The following is an 18,009-nucleotide window of genomic DNA, read 5'->3' as shown; positions in this document are numbered from 1 at the left end:
GCCTATTCTTCATTTACATCAAATTCCTTGTCGAGCATGTTCATGCGAACTACATAGACAAAAATCAACACGACAAATGCGTAGATGGAGCCCTGCTGAGCAAACCAAAATCCTAACTTAAAGCCTCCCAAGCGGATGGCATTGAGGGGTTCTACAAGTAATATCCCGAATCCGAAGGATACGACAAACCAGATGACTAGAAGTACACTGAGTATTTTCAGGTTCTTTTTCCAATAGGCTTCTTTACTGAATTTATTTTCTGACATGGTTATTGGGTTTTAAATGTTTCTACAAGAAGATATGTGTTTGTAATATGAACTCGCCGGCTGAACCTGATCTAATGAAGTTTTCAAACAGTGGTCTTTGGCTATACTGCAAGGTGACTTTGGCTTGGTGGGCATTGATGTAATAATTCATCCCCAAATCATACTGCCAACTGCTGTCATTGAAGAATTCGAAGTTTTTGTGAGTCAAAGCCCCAAAAGGCTGCAGTCTTCCCTTATCCCCCAAAATATCCTTTGGAAGTAAAAATCCACTTTGGGTGTAAAAGATATTCCCAGTTCCTATGGTGGGCTGTGCATTGCCAGGGCCATTTTGCGTGGTTCCAGCGCCAAAGCCTACGTTCATAATACCTACATTACGCATGTAATTTGGTCCAAAGTCATAATGGTAAAATACTGCATAAGTAGTCAGGGCAGTGCCTGAAGCTTTGTTTAGAGGAAGGTCTAAGAAAGTATCCAATCCAAAAAGCTTGATATCATGGTTTTGAATTGCCCCAGATGCATTTCTTGAATTTGTAGCTTCAGGGTGATAATGCCAACCACCGCCTATATTAAATACCTTTTTAGTACCCAAATAAGAGCCTACAAAGAATGGAAGCTTGTTATTTTCTTTCTCCAAAAACTGATAAGCTATATACCCTTGTGTAGCCCAGTGATCATTGACTACATTGGCCGCCACAGGCCTATTGTTGGCCTCGTCAAATCTACCGCCAGACCCGATAGAAAAGGGCTTGTTCAATGCCAGCCGATAATCCCATTTTCCAACTTGACCTTTGGCATAAAAACCAAACTGTCGAGCAAACTGATCGGTAAGTTCAATCAGAGGCCAGTTGAAAATCGGGGCATCTATAGCCATAAAGTTTAAGGTACTATGGCTGGTCATTCTCGAGATACCATTCCAATAATGTAACCCCATCCCTACATAAAGCTCTGGAACCACCTTAAATTCAGTCCAGATATCGTGGAAGAAGAGTTGGGGCTTCTTGGCTGACATACCAGATGCAGTACCTTGACCTGTAGATGGATCCACAGACACTGGAATTGCTCCTGGGTTTCCTGTAAAGCCACCTCCAGGGGCTCCACCATTGGTGAAGGTTTGATTGTTGATCCCCCAGTGGGATAGAATAAGAAATCTTGGAGAAATCTCAGCATAAGCTAAGACCCTTGCTCTCCTGATTCCTATGTCAGTAGAAGTCGCTTGAGGATTGCCAGATACATCAATTGTGCCTGGGTTATTTTCTGTCACTCTGGCCCACATCTGATTCCAAAAAAGGAACCTGATATATTTGGAACCATCATCACTGAGCTTGAGGGTGAGTGGCTTATAAGTATGGTCTATGAAATCTCCAGCTTTTTGTTTAGATAAGATAGTCTCAGGAATGGTATCCTGTGCTTGGCTAAATGTGAAAGTAGAGATCATCAAAGACATGCCTAATAGCCATGCGAAATGATGTTTCATTGTTTTTTGGGTTATTGTTGTCTTTCTTGCCCAGGCCCGGTAACAAGTGAAGTCTAAATTGAAAAGTTACCCAACAAAAGAAAAGTCAAGCATACATATGCGTTAAGTTACTATAGGAAAAAAAATATTATTTGGCTTATCGGTTTTTAAACCGCTCCCATTTGATAATCATGAATTTGTCCCCAAGCTCGGTGATCAACATCCCGGTATCCAAAAGATTCTCCTTTATCGCCATAAATTTGACCAATTCAGTATGATTGAGTACTTTATAAGTAGGCCGGTAATCATAGCTTTCTGGTGCTTTGATCTTGTATTGCTTCACCCAATTCATGACCGATACGTGACTGACACCTAATATTCTTTCGATTTCTCGATAAGAGATTCCTTCGATATACAGCTGAAGCGCCTTGACTACATAGTATTTGTCGATGGCTTTCCCGAGTTTATTTACTGTAAAATGATACCCACACTTCTTGCATTTAAACCGCTGCCTTCCTCCTACTATACCACTTTTGACAATTTTTGTATGCTCACATTTTGGACAGATTGGCTTTTCCATATCCGGTTATTTAGGGTTTGATATATCAATTTAGCGAATGTATAACTTATTAGCAATATATAGCTAAGTTTCGATATTCAAAAGCCTGAAACCAAATATAATACTGAATTTTGAGCTTAATTCAGACATTAAAAGATCAAGCAAGCATTTCAAACGATATAGCCAAGGCAAAGGCAATGATACTTATGATTACTTTGTTCAAATGAAACCTATGGTCAGGACTACTTTCAAAGAAAATGGTAGTAGAGATATGTAGAAATCCACCTGCTACCATACCATAGAAGACATTGAGAGCCCCTCTCCCAATAAATTCTGTGTCGAATAGGAAAGAACTCAAAATCATCCCTAGTGGAGAGGCCAAAGCAAAAATGATTAAAAGCACAAAAACCCATCTTTTTTTCAAAGCCGTCATCAGTACAGCAACCAGCGCAAATGCCTCCGGCCCTTTGTGCAACATGATACCGAAAAGTAAATTTCCGCTTCCATGATGGTGGTGATGGTCATGCCCATGATTACTGTGATCGTGAGCTACCAACACTCCATCGTGAGAAAGTAAGGTACCTTCCAAGAATGCGTGTAAAAACAATCCAATCATCAAGGTCCATACCCCTGACTCTATGCCATGATGATGACCATGATGATGAATATGCCCATGCTCCACTCCAGATGAAAGCAACTCTAATACTTGTTGTAGAAGAAAACCAAGAAGTATATACAGACCCATCTTGGTGGCATCTTCAGTCCCTACAAATAGCTCAGGAAGAATATGTAATACCGTGATGGCAAATAGATAGGACCCTGCAAAAACCAATACTAATTTAAAATAACGCTCTTGCCAATTGGGAATAAAATAAGCCAGACCGCCTGCGATCATGGCTGTGAAAAAGAGTAAAAGAAAGTTTGTTAGCATGAAAGGTGTCTTAAATAATTTAGGCAATGTCTCAATTCACAGTAAAAGACAAATAAGGCTTCATACCTTCACTGGCATAAGACTTAATTTGTCCATTTTCGTCATTATAAATCAGGTAGATTTCAAATCCACCCTTTTGATTTTGCAAGGCAATAGCTGCTTCAGTTCCCATTACCATCAATGCCGTAGCAATGGCATCGGCTTTCATACAGTTTTCAGCCACTACTGTTGCGCTAAGCAATCCATGTCGTACAGGCCTACCTGTTTTAGGGTTGATGGTATGAGAAATCTTCACCCCATCTACTTCATAGAAGTTCCTATAATTACCAGAGGTTGCGAGTCCTTGATTATTGAGAGCTATGATGCCAAACAGTTCATCGTTGGGACTTTCTTCATCTGGTGTGCTGATCCCTACTTTCCACAACTCCCCTGATTCATTGAGCCCTCGAGCTACCAATTCCCCTCCTATTTCTATCAGCATATGCTCAATACCCTGATTCGATAAGTAATCCACCAAAACATCTACGCCATAGCCTTTTGCAATCGCAGAAAAATCCAAATACATTTCTGATCTTGGCTTCCAGACTTTTTGATCATCAAATTGAATCGCTGCAAAATTGACCAAAGAGACCATTGCGTCGACATTGACGCTGTCTTTCAATTGTGGGCCTCCAGGTCCAAAGCCCCAGAGATTGACTAAAGGACCTACTGTAGGGTCGAAAGCTCCAGCAGTCATTTCATAGGTATTCTTGCTTTCTTCTAAAACTGGTAAAAAATAGGGCAAATCAAAATATAAAGTATCGTTCTGATTGAAGCGACTGATTTCGGAACTTGGAATATATGTAGAGAGGGATTCATTGACAATAATCAATATAGAGTCTATTTGCGTTTTGAAGTTTCGCTCCTCAGAATCCAAATAGACTACCCGGTAACTCGTCCCCATAGTATTTCCCGAGAAAGAAATTTTACCAGTAGATAACTCTACAACTTGCTCTGTGGGCTTTTTTTGATTTTCTCTATATAGATATACAATCGCCACTAAGAGCAGTAATATGATGGAATAGATGATATTTTTATTGGCATTACTACGCATATCTCAAATTTTTGCGAAAGTTAACGCTATTTTTCAAAATCATGGGCGACAAAGGTCACTGAATTGCAATCCTATTGCAGGCGTCAACACAAAACAAAGGTTCATGCCTTCATTGATTTTTCTATATTTGTAACAAGACAAGCAGGAAGTATGAGAGAAGATTATTTGAGCGGAGATTCGGAGCATCTGAGTTCTTCAGACAAGGAAATCGAAAAAGCATTGAGGCCTTTGAGTTTTGATGATTTTACAGGACAATATAAAATCGTAGAAAATCTCAAAATTTTTGTGGCTGCAGCAAAGCGAAGACAGGAACCACTTGACCACGTATTGCTTCATGGCCCTCCAGGATTAGGCAAAACTACCCTTTCCAACATCATCGCCAATGAATTACAGGCTGGTATCAAAATCACTTCAGGTCCTGTGTTAGATAAGCCTTCAGATTTGGCAGGGCTACTTACCAATTTGGAAGAAGGTGATGTATTATTTATAGACGAAATCCACAGGCTAAACCCCATCGTTGAAGAATATTTATATTCTGCCATGGAGGATTTTAGGATAGACATTATGCTAGATTCAGGGCCTAATGCGCGTACTGTTCAGATTTCACTCAGTCCATTTACATTGATTGGGGCGACGACCAGGTCGGGATTATTGACTTCTCCACTGAGGGCAAGGTTTGGTATTAATTCAAGGTTAGAGTACTACGATGCTAAATTACTGACAGATATCGTGACTCGCTCGGCGGGAATTCTTCAAACACCCATAGACGAAGTGGCCGCCTTTGAAATCGCAAGGAGAAGTAGAGGTACTCCAAGGATAGCTAATATGCTGCTCCGAAGAACTCGTGACTTTGCTGAAATCAAAGGAAATGGAAAAATCAACCTAGAAATCTCCAAAATCGCTCTAGATGCTTTGGATGTAGATGAAAATGGGCTTGATGAAATGGACAATAGAATCCTGATGACGATCATCGAGAAGTTCAAAGGAGGACCAGTGGGGTTGAGCACCATTGCTACGGCATGTGGTGAGGAAGCCGAAACCATTGAAGAAGTCTATGAGCCATTTTTGATTCAAGAAGGTTATCTCAAAAGAACTGCTAGAGGCAGAATGGCTACAGAGCTGGCTTACAAGCACCTCAAGATCAAACCCAACTTTGGGGGAGAAACGGGAAGTTTGTTTTCATGAAATAAAAAGGAATCAGCCAGATAGAGTCAAACCTAGTAATCCAAATATTTCTATAATATTTCAACCTTATTTCTACTATATTTCTAAGTATTTCAACCCTATTTCTACTGAATTTCTATCAAGATATCGAAAAAATCAACCATTGTATTGATACTAAATGAGCTTAACCATTTCCAAAGAAAAATATGCCCAAATTATAAAATCCCAGGCTAATCGTCTGGGCTTTGACTTTTGTGGCATTGCCAAAGCTGATTTTTTGGAAGAGGAAGCACCAAAACTTGAAAATTGGCTCAACCAAAATTATCATGGTGAAATGGCTTATCTGGCCAATCACTTTGATAAGAGACTAGACCCTAGAAGATTAGTAGATGGTGCTAAAACGGTGGTGAGTCTGATCTACAGTTATTACCCAGAATCCAAACTTCCAGAAAATACGGAAGACTATAAGTTAGCGAAGTATGCTTATGGTAAGGATTATCATTTTGTAATCAAGGACAAACTCAAAAGTTTGCTCCAGTCACTTCAGGAAGAAATCGGAGAAATCAATGGAAGGGCTTTTGTTGACTCAGCGCCTGTAATGGAGCGTCAGTGGGCTCAGAAGGCTGGGTTGGGTTGGTTAGGAAAAAACAGCCTGTTGCTCAATAGAAAAATGGGGAGTTTTTTCTTCTTGGCAGAACTGATCATTGATTTAGAAGTCGCTCCCGATCATGCCATGACCCAAGACTATTGTGGCACTTGCACCAAGTGCATTGATGCTTGTCCTACCGATGCCATCATAGAGCCTGGCGTGGTCAATGGTGCTCAATGCATTTCCTATTTCACTATAGAACTCAAAGAATCTATACCTAGCGAAGTCAAGGGTAAATTCGAAAATTGGATATTTGGTTGTGATATCTGTCAGGATGTTTGCCCTTGGAATAGATTTTCTAAACCACATCAAGAGCCTGAATTCAATCTCCATCCTGAATTGATGGCATTTTCAAAAAAAGATTGGGAAGAAATCACGCAAGAAACTTTCAATAAGGTATTTCAAAAATCTGCTCTAAAGCGAACTAAATTGGAAGGTTTGAGAAGAAATATTTCATTTGTGAAAAAGTAAAAGGCTCCTTTTTGGGGAGCCTTAGATGTTCAGCCAGCGAGCTTGACAAAATATTTATTCAATACAGATTCGTACATATTTGCGAATGTTCTGTAACACCAGGCCTTAAATTCCTTGATCTCTGCAGGCAGTATCAAGTTAAGGCTTTTTCTCAGCTCTTTTTCGAAGAGCGCTTTGTCAAAACTCACTTTCATCAAGACAGTCTTAACATATTCTAGCATGGCTCAAAATTAATTATTGGTTAAACAGAAACAACTTTATATCCATACGATAGTCCATATCGTTTGTTGCATATAGAATATAAAGTTAATTTGCGGTCATAATAAACAAACACTATGATTAGAACGAAGGCCTATTGGGTTCTGGTATTGATTTTAAGCATTATCTCCTTAAATGTTTTGGCACAAGAGGTGAAAATTGAACTTGGCCCGAGTGAGATTGCCCTCAATGAAACCTTCACCATTAAAGTAACTATTTCTGATGATAAAATAAAGTCTTATGACCAATTTCCTGAGATATTAGGTTTTCAAAAGCAGGGAATTCAGCAGTCCTCCTCCATGAATATCATCAATGGGCAGATGAGCTCTACCAATAGCATCATACAATATTACAAGCCAAGTAGAAAAGGGGAGTTCCAACTTGACAGGTTTACATTGAAAATCAATGGGAATGACTATTCCTCACCTGGAAAGACCATCACCGTAGTAGACGCCCGTGCTTCCCAAAGACAGTCCAATGTTTTAGATCCATTTGATGAACTTTTTGGAAGAGGGAGTAGGGAAGAACCAGAATTTATAGAAATAGATGATGAAGCATTTTTTGCAGCTTCCGTAGACAAATCAGAGGTTTTCGTGGGTGAGGGGGTAAATGTCAGCTTGGCATTTTACATGTCAGAAGAGAACCAAGCACCTTTCCAATTTTATGAACCAGGCCGACAGCTAGATAATATTCTCAAAAAACTGAAACCAAGTAATGCTTGGGAGGAGAACTTCAACATTACCAGTATCCAACCAGAAAGAGTCAGTATTAACGGCAAAAACTGGATCAAGTATAAAGTATATGAAGCCAGTTTTTTCCCTTTTTCAGATGGAGAGATTACTATTCCATCCATATCTTGGGAAATGATCAAATACCGAGTCGCTAAAAACCCTACATTCTTTGGTGCCAATAGACTAGAAGATTACAAGACATTCTATTCAGCGGCCAAATCTATCAAAGTAAAACCACTCCCCCCACATCCACTGAAAAATGAAATCAGCGTGGGAGAATTCCAGCTTAGAGAAAACTTCAAAGAAAAAAATGCAGAAACAGGTGAGGGTATCACCTACAACTTTGGTATTTCTGGTGTAGGCAATGTAAATTCTATATCCAAACCACGAACACGACAAATCCAAAAACTCAATACATACGACCCCAATGTAAGACAGCAAGTCAATAGAGGAATGAGTAGAGTCACTGGAATCAAAGAATTCAGCTATTACCTCACGATCAATGAGCCTGGAGAAGTAAAGCTTTCTGACCATTTTGAGTGGATATATTTCAATCCAAGGCTTGCCAAGTATGACACACTTCGTCCGCAAGCAGTCTTGAATATCACAGGAGAATCTAAGGTCAACCAAGCCATTTCCAATCAAAGGCTGGGGGGGATTTATGATTTGATCGAAGTAGAAAGCAATAAACTTTCAAACCAGCGATATAAGTCTTATTTTTCCATCTTTATCAATATACTATTGGCGGCATCGGTGATTCTGATAGCTGTCCTGATCGTGAAAAAGAGTAATGGGTAATTCATTCGGAAAGATATTTAAAATAAGCACCTTTGGTGAGTCCCACGGTAAGGGGCTTGGAGTAGTCCTTGAAGGCTGTCCAGCAGGATTGGCAATAGATGAAGATTTCATCAGAAATGAAATGCAGCGCAGGAAGCCTGGCCAATCCAAAATTACCACCCAGAGAAAAGAAGAAGACGAGTTCCAAATCCTATCTGGCGTATTTGAAGGAAAGAGTACTGGTACACCTATCGGTATGGTCATCATGAATACTGACCAGAAAAGTAAAGATTATGGGCATATCTCAGATAAATTCAGACCTTCACACGCTGACTTTACCTATTTCGAAAAATACGGAATCCGTGACTACAGAGGAGGAGGAAGAAGTAGCGCTAGGGAGACAGCTGCTAGAGTAGCTGCAGGAGCTATAGCCAAGATGTTTCTCAAGCACTACGGCATCAGTGTAGACGCTTATGTGAGTCAGGTTGGAGAGTTTAAGCTGAATAAGCCTTATCAAGAGCTAGACCTATCTAAGACAGAAGATAATATCCTTAGATGTCCAGATGCAGAAATGGCTGAGCAGATGATCGAACTTATAGATAGCGTCAGAAAATCTAGAGATACAATCGGTGGAGTTGTTTCCTGTGTAGCCAAGGGGGTACCAGCAGGGATAGGTGAACCAGTATTCGATAGGCTCCATGCTGAATTAGGCAAAGCCATGCTGAGTATCAATGCTGTCAAAGGTTTTGAATACGGAAGTGGATTTGAAGGGATCAAAATGCGAGGCTCTGAGCATAATGACAGCTTCTACACAGATGAAGCGGGCAAAGTTAGGACTAAAACTAACCATAGCGGAGGCATTCAAGGAGGTATTTCCAACGGAGAGGATATCTATTTCAATGTGGCTTTCAAACCTGTAGCTACAATTATGATAGATCAAGACTCTGTCAACGAAGCAGGCGAGTCAGTGACCGTATCAGGAAAAGGAAGACATGATCCTTGCGTAGTTCCAAGAGCTGTTCCAATCGTGGAAGCTATGGCTGCATTGGTTCTTGCAGACTATCTCCTGATCAGTCGTACAAACAAACTGTAATACATTTAACCCAAATATTATGTTCAAAAAGATACCTTTACACACCCAGATTATAGCTGGATTGGTACTAGGTTTGATTTTCGGTTTGGTAATCATCCAATTTGGAATCTCACCGGAATTTACGGTAAACTACATCAAGCCCATTGGGACTATCTTTATCAATGCCCTAAAAATGATTGCAGTGCCCTTAGTACTGGCATCTTTGATTGTAGGTGTTGCTAATCTTGGAGATATTTCTAAGCTTTCTAGAATTGGTGGTAAGACCATTTTGGCTTATTTGATCACCACCGTAATTGCGATCACACTCGGCTTACTACTAGTAAATATTTTTGAACCAGGTGAGCAGCTGCCTCAGGACACTAGAGATAAGTTGATGGCGCAGTTTGATTCCCAAGCAGGATCCAAAGCAGAAACTGCCTCGGCTATCAAAGACCAAGGGCCCCTTCAGCCATTAGTTGACATTGTACCTGAGAACTTAATTGCCGCAGCAGCTGATAATGGAAGTATGTTGCAGGTGGTGTTTTTTGCCATCATTGCAGGGATCGCATTACTTCAGATTCCCAAAGACAAGGCAAAAACATTCACAGATTTCTTTGATGCACTCAATGATGTGATCATCAAAATTGTAGAATACATCATGATGATTGCTCCTTACGGGGTGTTTGCCCTGATGGCCTCACTGATAGTCGAGATCGCAGGTGATAATCCTGATTCGGCTGTAGAGTTACTTTTAGCGCTATTGAAATATACACTAGTCGTAATGGGTGGCTTGCTTTTGATCATAGTAGGTGTGTATTCTACCATGCTGAAAGCATTTACAAAAATCTCTTTTCTTGATTTTATCAAATCCCTCAGACCAGCTATGTTACTAGGGTTCTCAACATCATCCAGCTCTGCGACACTACCTGTGACTATGAAACTGGTTGAAGAGGAGATCGGTGTATCTGAAGAAGTGAGCAGCTTTGTATTGCCCCTCGGTGCAACGATCAACATGAATGGTACGAGTCTTTATCAAGCAGTTGCTGCCGTTTTTATCGCGCAGGCATTGGGGATGGACTTGACATTATCTCAGCAATTGACCATTGTATTGACCGCTACATTAGCAGCTATCGGCTCTGCTGGAGTACCAGGAGCTGGTTTGATTATGTTGATTATTGTTCTGGAAGCCATTGGCGTACCTGGAGCTGGTGTGGCTTTGATCATTGCTCCGGATAGAATTTTGGACATGTTCAGAACGGTGGTGAATATCACAGGTGATGCTGCAGTTTGTGTGACGGTAGCCTCCACAGAAGGGGAACTCCCTGCTGGACTCATCAGAGACTCTAACCCTTTCACGCCCAATGTAGAAGAATTAGAAAATAATCAATAACCCAATAATAACCCTAAAGCAAGCTACTCTGGTGACGGAGTAGCTTTTTTTTATGCCCTACCCCTCACGTAGAAAGCTTTTAAGATTTGTTAACATTTTTCTTAGATAGTCTATTTAAACCTACGAGCTAATATCTGGTCTAATAGACAAGTTTCACAAATGAATGGAAACTAAGCCAACATACCATCACACCCGGGTTAGTGATGGATTACAACAAAAAACAAAACTACTAAATCAGAGAAATCATGAAAAAGTTATTGATAATTGCCGCAGTATTTTCCTTTGGAATCTTATCCGCCCATGCCCAAAGAGGTCCAATGCAGAGAAGTGGAATGAATGCAGAAAAAAGAGCCGAAATGGCAAGTCCAGAAAAAAGGGCTGAGATGATGACAAACAGGATGGCAGAAAAACTTGAGCTCAATGAAGCACAAAAGCAAGAAGTATATGCCATACATTTGGAAAATGCCAGCAAGCGCCAAGCAGAAATGGAAGCTAGAAGAGCCGAAATGAAAGCCAAAAGAGAAGAGATGCAGGCCAAGCAAAAAGAGCAGCAAGCTAAAATTGAAGCTGTTTTGACTCCCGAACAAAGAGAGAAATTTGTCGAGCTAAGGGATGAAAACAGAGAAAGAATGAACACGATTCGCGACGCAAGAAATAATCCAGATTCTGAAAAACTTCAACAGCGAAGAAGAGGAAATATACGCCCAAGAGGCCAAAGATAAATTTTCATAAAAGGTTGGTTAATTGAAAGTCTGAGTAATCAGATGAAAAGTAAAGAGCAGGCTTGTGGCCTGCTTTTTTAATAAAAAAACCGACCCGAGAAATCCCAGATCGGTTTAGGTTGAACTAGTGGTTTATCGTAAAATCATAAAGTGACTTCTTCCTCTACTTGATAGAAGCCTTCATCTTTTCTAGGTAGGGATGAGCTTCCCATTAGGAATTCATCCACTCTCACAGCAGCTTCTCTACCTTCGGAGATGGCCCACACTACCAAAGATTGGCCTCTACGCATATCCCCCGCCAAAAAGACTTTTTTAGAAGTAGATTGGTAATTCTTTGATTTAGGAAGGCTGTTTTCCATCTTCTCAACCTTAAAAGCTTCCAATAATCCATTCTCAGCAGGACCTATATACCCTATAGCTATGAATGCTAAATCGCAAGGAACTGTACGCTCTGTACCTGGAACTTCCACAAACAGCATCCTGCCATTTTCTTCTTTCCACTCCAGATCGACCAATACTAGTCCTGTGACTTCCCCTTTTTTATTTCCAACAAACTCCTTGGTGAGTATTGAGAATACACGCTCAGCTCCTTCTTCGTGTGAACTTGAAGTCTTGAGCGTCATAGGCCACTCAGGCCAAGGATTAAGTATAGTCCGTTGCTGTGGTGGCTTTGGAAGCAACTCTAGCTGGGTGATACTTTTGGCTCCGTGGCGGTTAGACGTTCCGATACAATCTGAGCCTGTATCTCCCCCACCTATGACAATTACATCTTTACCTTTGGCCGAAATCGGGTTTTCTTTGATTTCACCTGCGATTACCTGATTTTGTTTGCCTAAGAAATCCATGGCAAAATGAACCCCTTTTAGATCTGAACCCTTGATGTTTAGAGATCTAGGTTGTGCAGCTCCTGTTGCCAATACTACTGCATCATAATTAGAAAGGATATTTTCCGCTTTGATATTGAAGCCAATTTCCGTCTCGGTTGAGAAAATCACACCTTCTTGCTCCATCACTTCCACACGACGGTCAATCACCCACTTCTCAAGTTTGAAATCTGGAATTCCATAGCGCAACAATCCACCGACTTTTTTATCCTTCTCGAATACTGTCACTTCATGCCCTGCTTGATTCAATTGATCGGCAGCAGCCAAGCCAGCTGGTCCAGAACCTATCACAGCTACAGTTTTGCCAGTTCTACCTTTAGGTAGTTTTGGTTTCACAAATCCAAGCTCATATGCTTTCTCAGCGATATTTTTCTCAATTAATTCTATGGCTACAGGATCTTTGTTGATCCCCAATACACATGATGCCTCACAGGGCGCTGGGCAAATCCTACCGGTAAATTCTGGGAAATTGTTAGTGCTTCGTAAAATATGAAAAGCTTCCTCCCATTCATTATGGTACACAGCATCGTTAAACTCGGGTATTACATTGCCCAGCGGGCATCCCTGATGGCAAAATGGTATGCCACAATCCATGCATCGAGCTGATTGTTCATTCAACTTTTTGGCATCAAATGGCTTGTATATTTCTTTGTAATCGTTGATTCTTTCTTCTGGAGAGCGTGATTCTGGTAGCTCTCTCTTGTATTGGATAAATCCTTCTTTCGCTCCCATGTTACACTAATGTTTTTGATTGTTCCAAAGCTCTTTTTCTCAGCACTTCTTTGTAATCTCTCGGTATTACTTTAGCAAAATGCCCTTTATAATCTTCCCAGTGATCCAAGTAATATGTAGCAAGCGGGCTATTGGTAAGTTCCTGATGCCTTACTATCATCCCCTTGATCGTGACGAAATCATCCTCATTGAGCGGGTCTATATCGACCATCTCTGGATTGATCAAATGAAGGTAGTCTTTGAGAATATAAGCAATACCGCCACTCATCCCCGCAGCAAAGTTGCGTCCGATCTCACCCAAATTGACCACAAGACCTCCTGTCATGTACTCACACCCGTGATCTCCTATCCCTTCTACCACTGTGCTCACCCCTGAGTTACGAACACAGAATCGCTCACCTCCTTTGCCATTGATATAAGCTTCTCCCGATGTCGCTCCATAAAAAGCTACGTTACCGATTATGATATTATCCTCAGCCTTGAAGCTGGCGTTGCGACTAGGGTAGACAATGAGTTTTCCCCCTGATAGCCCTTTTCCAAAGTAGTCATTAGCTTCTCCTTCTAGTTCAAAAGTCACGCCTTTGGTCAGGAAGCCAGCAAAAGTCTGACCGGCCGAACCGATAAATTTGTACCTGATGGTGTCTTCTGGAAGTCCAGGGCTACCATATATTTTTGAGATCTCATTAGATAGCATGGCTCCTACTGATCGATCTGTATTTTTAATTTCAAATTTCCCATTTACAGGGTTGGCTTGCTCTAGCGCTGGAAGTGCTGATTTGATCAGCTTCCTATCCAGTACTTTTTTCAACTCAAACTCCTGATCGATCTGCTTGTGGATACCAACATGATCTGGTACCTCTACCTTATGGAATATTGGTGTGAGATCTACCTTGTCCCATTTCCAATGATTCATATTCCCAGTAGCTTTCAACACATCACTTTGACCCACCATTTCATCAATAGTTGCAAAACCTAAGGAAGCCATGATTTCTCTTAGATCTTGGGCTAGGAAAGTGAAATAATTGACCACATGGTCTGGATCTCCTGTGAAAAGCTTTCTCAGGTCTGGATTCTGTGTGGCGATTCCTACTGGACAGGTATTGAGATGGCATTTACGCATCATGATACAGCCTTCTACTACTAGGGCGCCTGTGGATATTCCCCACTCTTCAGCACCAAGTAGCGTAGCGATGGCGATATCTCTACCTGTTCTCAGCTGTCCATCAGTCTGTAAGACCACGCGGCTTCTGAGGTTGTTTTTGACCAAGGTCTGGTGAGCTTCTGAGAGTCCAAGCTCCCAAGGCAAGCCTGCATGACGAATCGAGCTGAGTGGAGATGCACCAGTACCACCATCTGCACCAGATATCAGGATGACATCAGATTGTGCTTTGGCTACACCTGCTGCCACTGTGCCGACACCAGCTTGCGATACCAACTTGACATTGATTCTGGCTTTTCTATTGGCATTTTTGAGATCATAGATCAATTGAGCTAAGTCCTCTATTGAATAGATATCGTGGTGAGGTGGTGGAGAGATCAGGCCTACTCCTGGTGTAGAGTGTCTCACCCTACCGATCCAATCATCCACTTTGTGGCCAGGCAGCTGACCACCTTCCCCAGGCTTAGCACCCTGAGCCATCTTGATTTGAATTTCTTCGGCATTACTGAGGTAGTTGGACGTCACACCAAATCTTCCAGAGGCTACCTGCTTGATTGCAGATCTCTCCCAATCCCCATTCTCTTTTCTTTCGAATCTGATTTCATCTTCTCCTCCTTCTCCACTGTTACTTTTAGCGCCAATTCTATTCATGGCTATTGCCAATGTAGTATGCGCTTCATGAGATATCGAGCCAAAAGACATCGCTCCTGTGGCAAATCTCTTCATGATAGATTCTACAGGTTCTACCTCTTCTATTGGAATGGATATTCTTTTTTTGAATTCAAATAATCCACGTAAGGTCAGGGCATCTTTGGTCTGTACATTGATTTTTTCAGCAAACTTTTTGTAAAGTGCATAATCATTGAGCTTGGTAGATTTCTGAAGTAAATGAATGGTTTCAGGATTGAAAAGGTGTTTTTCTCCCCTTCTTTTCCATTGGTATACGCCACCAGTCTCTAGCACTTGACGCTCCGCTTGGTAGGCTGCCTGATGTCTGATCAGGACTTCCTCAGCCAATTCATCAAATGAAATTCCCGAAATCCTACTTACTGTACCCTTGAAACAACGGTCAATCACCTCTGGTCCCAAGCCAATGGCTTCAAAAATCTGAGCACCTTGATAAGATTGAAGCGTACTGATTCCCATCTTAGAAAGTACCTTGAGCAACCCTTTGCCTACAGCGGCTTGATAATTGGCAAAAAGTTGCTTGGAAGGCAGCTTCTTACTAAGTTGTTCTTTTTCGTTGAGATCTAGAAGCGTCTCGAGGGCTAAGTATGGGTTGATCGCAGAAGCTCCATAGCCAATAACAGTAGCAAAGTGATGCGTCTCTCTAATGTCACCTGCCTCTACTACAAGGCCTGCTCTGGTACGGAGTTTTTTCTTCACCAAATGATGGTGTACAGCGCCTATAGCTAGCAAACTAGGAATTGGTGCTTTGGATTCATCCGTGCCTCTATCAGAGATGATGATGATGTTCTTGCCTGCATAGATGGCTCCTTCAGCTTGCTTTCCGAGTTCATTCAGTGCCTCGAGCAAACTACCCGGTCTGCTTGTGGCATCAAAATGTGCATATAAAGTCACAGCCCTATAGCCTTGATCTTCTAAATGTTTTAGTTTTTCTAAGTCTTCATTAAGTAAGACTGGCTGAGAGATATGGATCTGCCTTGTGTGTCTAGGGCTTTCATCCAATATATTATGGCTTTCTCCGATTCGGGTAAATAGAGACATCACCAGCTTTTCTCTGATCGGATCAATCGGAGGATTGCTGACCTGTGCAAAAAGCTGCTTAAAGTAATTTGAAATGTGTTGACTTTGCTTAGATAGAACAGCTAAAGGCGTATCTGCTCCCATTGAACCGATGGGCTCGTAGGAAGTATCACCCATAGGAGAAAGAATCACCTTGATCTCTTCTGAGGTATAGCCAAAAATGGTTTGCCTCTTCTTGATCTCTGCTGTGTCATAAGGGTTGCTGAGCGTCTTAGGGTCAGGCATTAACCTCAATTTTAACCGCTCTTCTCTTACCCACTTGTCGTAAGGCTTGTTGTCACATACTGTTGATTTAACTTCATCATCGAATGATATTTTACCCTTCTCTAAATCTATCCAAAGCATTCTTCCTGGGCTTATTCTACCCTTTTCTTTGACGGTAGCTTCTCTGATAGGTAGTGCGCCTGCCTCTGAAGAAAGGATAACTCGATCGTCATTGGTGATGAAATACCTCAAAGGTCTCAGCCCGTTTCTATCCAATGTAGCTCCGATTGATTTGCCATCTGTAAAAAGTAAGGCGGCAGGACCATCCCAAGGCTCCATCAAGGCAGCATGGAACTTATAGAATGCCTTGCGCTCTTTGTCCATCATTTGGTTGTCTTGCCAAGCTTCTGGCACAAGCATCATCATCACATGTGGTAGGGAGCGACCACTCAAAGTCAGCAGCTCTACCAATGCATCCAAGTTAGCAGAATCTGAATATTGCTTATTGGTCACAGGCATGACCTTAGCTAGCTCCTCATCAGTGAAGTTCACAGAGCGCATCAGAGACATTTTTGACTTCATTTTATTCAAATTTCCTCTGATGGTATTGATCTCCCCGTTGTGTGAAAGGTACCTAAATGGCTGCGCTAACCTCCAGTTAGGGAAAGTATTGGTCGAAAACCTTGAATGGACAATAGCCAGCCCTGAGGTGATTTTGTTGTTTTGCAGGTCTTTGTAAAATGGCAATACCTGATCTGTTCTAAGCTGACCTTTATATATAATGGTATTAGAACTGAAACTAGCAAAGTAAAAAGCATTATTGACACCAGCAATTTCTTTGTTGATCTCACGCGTAGCAAAGTTTCTCAATACATATAGCTTTCGCTCCAAGTCTATATCCTGTAGCCCATCTCTATGCCTAACAAAAACCTGCTCAATGATCGGCATCACATCCAGTGCACCTGAACCTGGTACTGTTTCATCTACTGGCACTTGTCTGTATCCGAGCAACTTGAACCCAAGTTCTTTGATAATCTCATTGAGCCTTTCTTTCGACTTTTTATAAAGCTGTTTATTTTTGGGAAAAAATGTCATCCCCACTCCATAACTTCCTTCTCCAGGAATATCAAAGCCAGCCCTACTGGTGACTTCTTTCAAAAATGAATGGGGTATTTGAATCAAAATTCCTGCCCCATCGCCAGTCTTTGGGTCACTTCCTCTTCCTCCTCTGTGCTCCATGTTACTCAACATATAGAGTGCATCGCTAATGGTCTCGTGAGTCTTCACTCCTTTGACGTTGACGACCGCACCTATACCACAAGAATCATGTTCAAATGCTGAACGGTACAATCCTTTATTCATTATCAATAAGTTTAATAGGTTTTCAATTTGGTTGCTGAATTTACAAAAAATATTCTTTTTATTAAAATTTAAGCAACCAAATAGCCGTTTATGTACATAGTTTGTATCGTAAAATGACTTTAATTACCATAAATAAAAAATAAAATCCGGTTTATAAAAACAACACATATATAGTTTTTTATACAATAAGTTCAAAAATTGGTTTATAATTTAACCACATTTTTTACTTTTTGTGTTAAAACGATCAATATTAGTCTTAATAATTTCAAGTGAAAAAAATTTAAAAATTTTTCACTTAACAATAAAAAATTCACAATTACCAAAAGCTTTTGTTACTCATCTCCACTTCTTAATCTATTGTAGGT

General features: G+C 41.0%; 14 protein-coding genes. 6 read left to right on the top strand and 8 right to left on the bottom strand.

The annotated features are described in order from the left end of the window. Positions 1–2: 2 nt before the first annotated feature. The 5 genes from BW935_RS03500 to BW935_RS03480 all read right to left on the bottom strand — a co-directional run bounded on the left by BW935_RS03500 (position 3) and on the right by BW935_RS03480 (position 4,302). Positions 3–266, bottom strand: coding sequence for a DUF4212 domain-containing protein (locus BW935_RS03500; RefSeq protein WP_076498620.1), 264 nt, complete (start codon positions 264–266; stop codon positions 3–5). A gap of 22 nt (positions 267–288) precedes the next feature. Further along, entirely contained in the window at positions 289–1,740 is a 1,452-nt protein-coding gene (locus BW935_RS03495) for a porin (protein WP_076498618.1), read from the bottom strand. A 136-nt stretch (positions 1,741–1,876) separates the two neighbouring features. After that, positions 1,877–2,299, bottom strand: a complete 423-nt coding sequence (locus BW935_RS03490) for an IS1/IS1595 family N-terminal zinc-binding domain-containing protein (RefSeq protein WP_076498616.1) — start codon at positions 2,297–2,299, stop codon at positions 1,877–1,879. A gap of 136 nt (positions 2,300–2,435) precedes the next feature. Continuing rightward, positions 2,436–3,209 carry a ZIP family metal transporter gene (locus tag BW935_RS03485; protein ID WP_076498615.1) on the bottom strand — a complete coding sequence of 258 codons (774 nt, stop codon included), beginning with the start codon at positions 3,207–3,209 and terminating at the stop codon, positions 2,436–2,438. A gap of 31 nt (positions 3,210–3,240) precedes the next feature. Beyond that, entirely contained in the window at positions 3,241–4,302 is a 1,062-nt protein-coding gene (locus BW935_RS03480) for an FAD:protein FMN transferase (protein ID WP_076498613.1), read from the bottom strand. Positions 4,303–4,452: 150 nt separating this feature from the next. Between BW935_RS03480 and ruvB the strand changes: the two genes are divergently transcribed. Then, positions 4,453–5,487, top strand: a complete 1,035-nt coding sequence (gene ruvB / locus BW935_RS03475) for a Holliday junction branch migration DNA helicase RuvB (protein WP_076498611.1) — start codon at positions 4,453–4,455, stop codon at positions 5,485–5,487. 157 nt (positions 5,488–5,644) lie between these two features. Next, positions 5,645–6,586, top strand: coding sequence for a tRNA epoxyqueuosine(34) reductase QueG (gene queG, locus BW935_RS03470; protein ID WP_076498610.1), 942 nt, complete (start codon positions 5,645–5,647; stop codon positions 6,584–6,586). A gap of 29 nt (positions 6,587–6,615) precedes the next feature. On the opposite strand, the gene BW935_RS03465 is transcribed toward queG, so the two are convergent. After that, entirely contained in the window at positions 6,616–6,807 is a 192-nt protein-coding gene (locus tag BW935_RS03465) for a hypothetical protein (RefSeq protein WP_076498608.1), read from the bottom strand. Positions 6,808–6,921: 114 nt separating this feature from the next. Between BW935_RS03465 and BW935_RS03460 the strand changes: the two genes are divergently transcribed. The 4 genes from BW935_RS03460 to BW935_RS03445 all read left to right on the top strand — a co-directional run bounded on the left by BW935_RS03460 (position 6,922) and on the right by BW935_RS03445 (position 11,536). Further along, entirely contained in the window at positions 6,922–8,373 is a 1,452-nt protein-coding gene (locus BW935_RS03460) for a BatD family protein (RefSeq protein ID WP_076498606.1), read from the top strand. Continuing rightward, positions 8,366–9,445, top strand: a complete 1,080-nt coding sequence (gene aroC / locus BW935_RS03455) for a chorismate synthase (RefSeq protein ID WP_076498605.1) — start codon at positions 8,366–8,368, stop codon at positions 9,443–9,445. Before BW935_RS03460 ends, aroC begins: the two co-directional genes overlap by 8 nt. A gap of 19 nt (positions 9,446–9,464) precedes the next feature. Continuing rightward, entirely contained in the window at positions 9,465–10,814 is a 1,350-nt protein-coding gene (locus tag BW935_RS03450) for a dicarboxylate/amino acid:cation symporter (protein WP_076498603.1), read from the top strand. A 245-nt stretch (positions 10,815–11,059) separates the two neighbouring features. Continuing rightward, positions 11,060–11,536: a DUF4890 domain-containing protein gene (locus BW935_RS03445; RefSeq protein WP_076498602.1), complete on the top strand. Its 477-nt coding sequence runs from the start codon at positions 11,060–11,062 to the stop codon at positions 11,534–11,536. Positions 11,537–11,679: 143 nt separating this feature from the next. Here the strand turns inward: BW935_RS03445 and BW935_RS03440 are convergent, their stop codons facing one another. Together BW935_RS03440 and gltB are read right to left on the bottom strand one after the other, a co-directional pair. Then, positions 11,680–13,152, bottom strand: a complete 1,473-nt coding sequence (locus BW935_RS03440) for a glutamate synthase subunit beta (protein ID WP_076498600.1) — start codon at positions 13,150–13,152, stop codon at positions 11,680–11,682. A gap of 1 nt (position 13,153) precedes the next feature. After that, complete coding sequence (gltB, locus tag BW935_RS03435) at positions 13,154–17,644, bottom strand: glutamate synthase large subunit (protein WP_076498599.1); 4,491 nt, start codon at positions 17,642–17,644, stop codon at positions 13,154–13,156. Positions 17,645–18,009: the final 365 nt, after the last annotated feature.

It is taken from the genome of Belliella pelovolcani (genome assembly GCF_900156785.1).
Lineage (GTDB): Bacteria > Bacteroidota > Bacteroidia > Cytophagales > Cyclobacteriaceae > Belliella > Belliella pelovolcani.
The sequence above is the reverse complement of the archived record's forward strand: the minus strand, read 5'-3'. Positions and strand labels throughout refer to the sequence as shown.

Bases quoted from the DNA above. Each gene is read 5' to 3' on its own strand.
- queG (WP_076498610.1), top strand. From the start codon at position 5,645: ATGAGCTTAACCATTTCCAAAGAAAAATATGCCCAAATTATAAAATCC.
- aroC (WP_076498605.1), top strand. From the start codon at position 8,366: ATGGGTAATTCATTCGGAAAGATATTTAAAATAAGCACCTTTGGTGAG.
- BW935_RS03465 (WP_076498608.1), bottom strand. From the start codon at position 6,807: ATGCTAGAATATGTTAAGACTGTCTTGATGAAAGTGAGTTTTGACAAA.
- BW935_RS03460 (WP_076498606.1), top strand. From the start codon at position 6,922: ATGATTAGAACGAAGGCCTATTGGGTTCTGGTATTGATTTTAAGCATT.
- BW935_RS03450 (WP_076498603.1), top strand. From the start codon at position 9,465: ATGTTCAAAAAGATACCTTTACACACCCAGATTATAGCTGGATTGGTA.
- BW935_RS03490 (WP_076498616.1), bottom strand. From the start codon at position 2,299: ATGGAAAAGCCAATCTGTCCAAAATGTGAGCATACAAAAATTGTCAAA.
- BW935_RS03440 (WP_076498600.1), bottom strand. From the start codon at position 13,152: ATGGGAGCGAAAGAAGGATTTATCCAATACAAGAGAGAGCTACCAGAA.
- ruvB (WP_076498611.1), top strand. From the start codon at position 4,453: ATGAGAGAAGATTATTTGAGCGGAGATTCGGAGCATCTGAGTTCTTCA.
- BW935_RS03445 (WP_076498602.1), top strand. From the start codon at position 11,060: ATGAAAAAGTTATTGATAATTGCCGCAGTATTTTCCTTTGGAATCTTA.
- BW935_RS03500 (WP_076498620.1), bottom strand. From the start codon at position 266: ATGTCAGAAAATAAATTCAGTAAAGAAGCCTATTGGAAAAAGAACCTG.
- BW935_RS03495 (WP_076498618.1), bottom strand. From the start codon at position 1,740: ATGAAACATCATTTCGCATGGCTATTAGGCATGTCTTTGATGATCTCT.
- gltB (WP_076498599.1), bottom strand. From the start codon at position 17,644: ATGAATAAAGGATTGTACCGTTCAGCATTTGAACATGATTCTTGTGGT.
- BW935_RS03480 (WP_076498613.1), bottom strand. From the start codon at position 4,302: ATGCGTAGTAATGCCAATAAAAATATCATCTATTCCATCATATTACTG.
- BW935_RS03485 (WP_076498615.1), bottom strand. From the start codon at position 3,209: ATGCTAACAAACTTTCTTTTACTCTTTTTCACAGCCATGATCGCAGGC.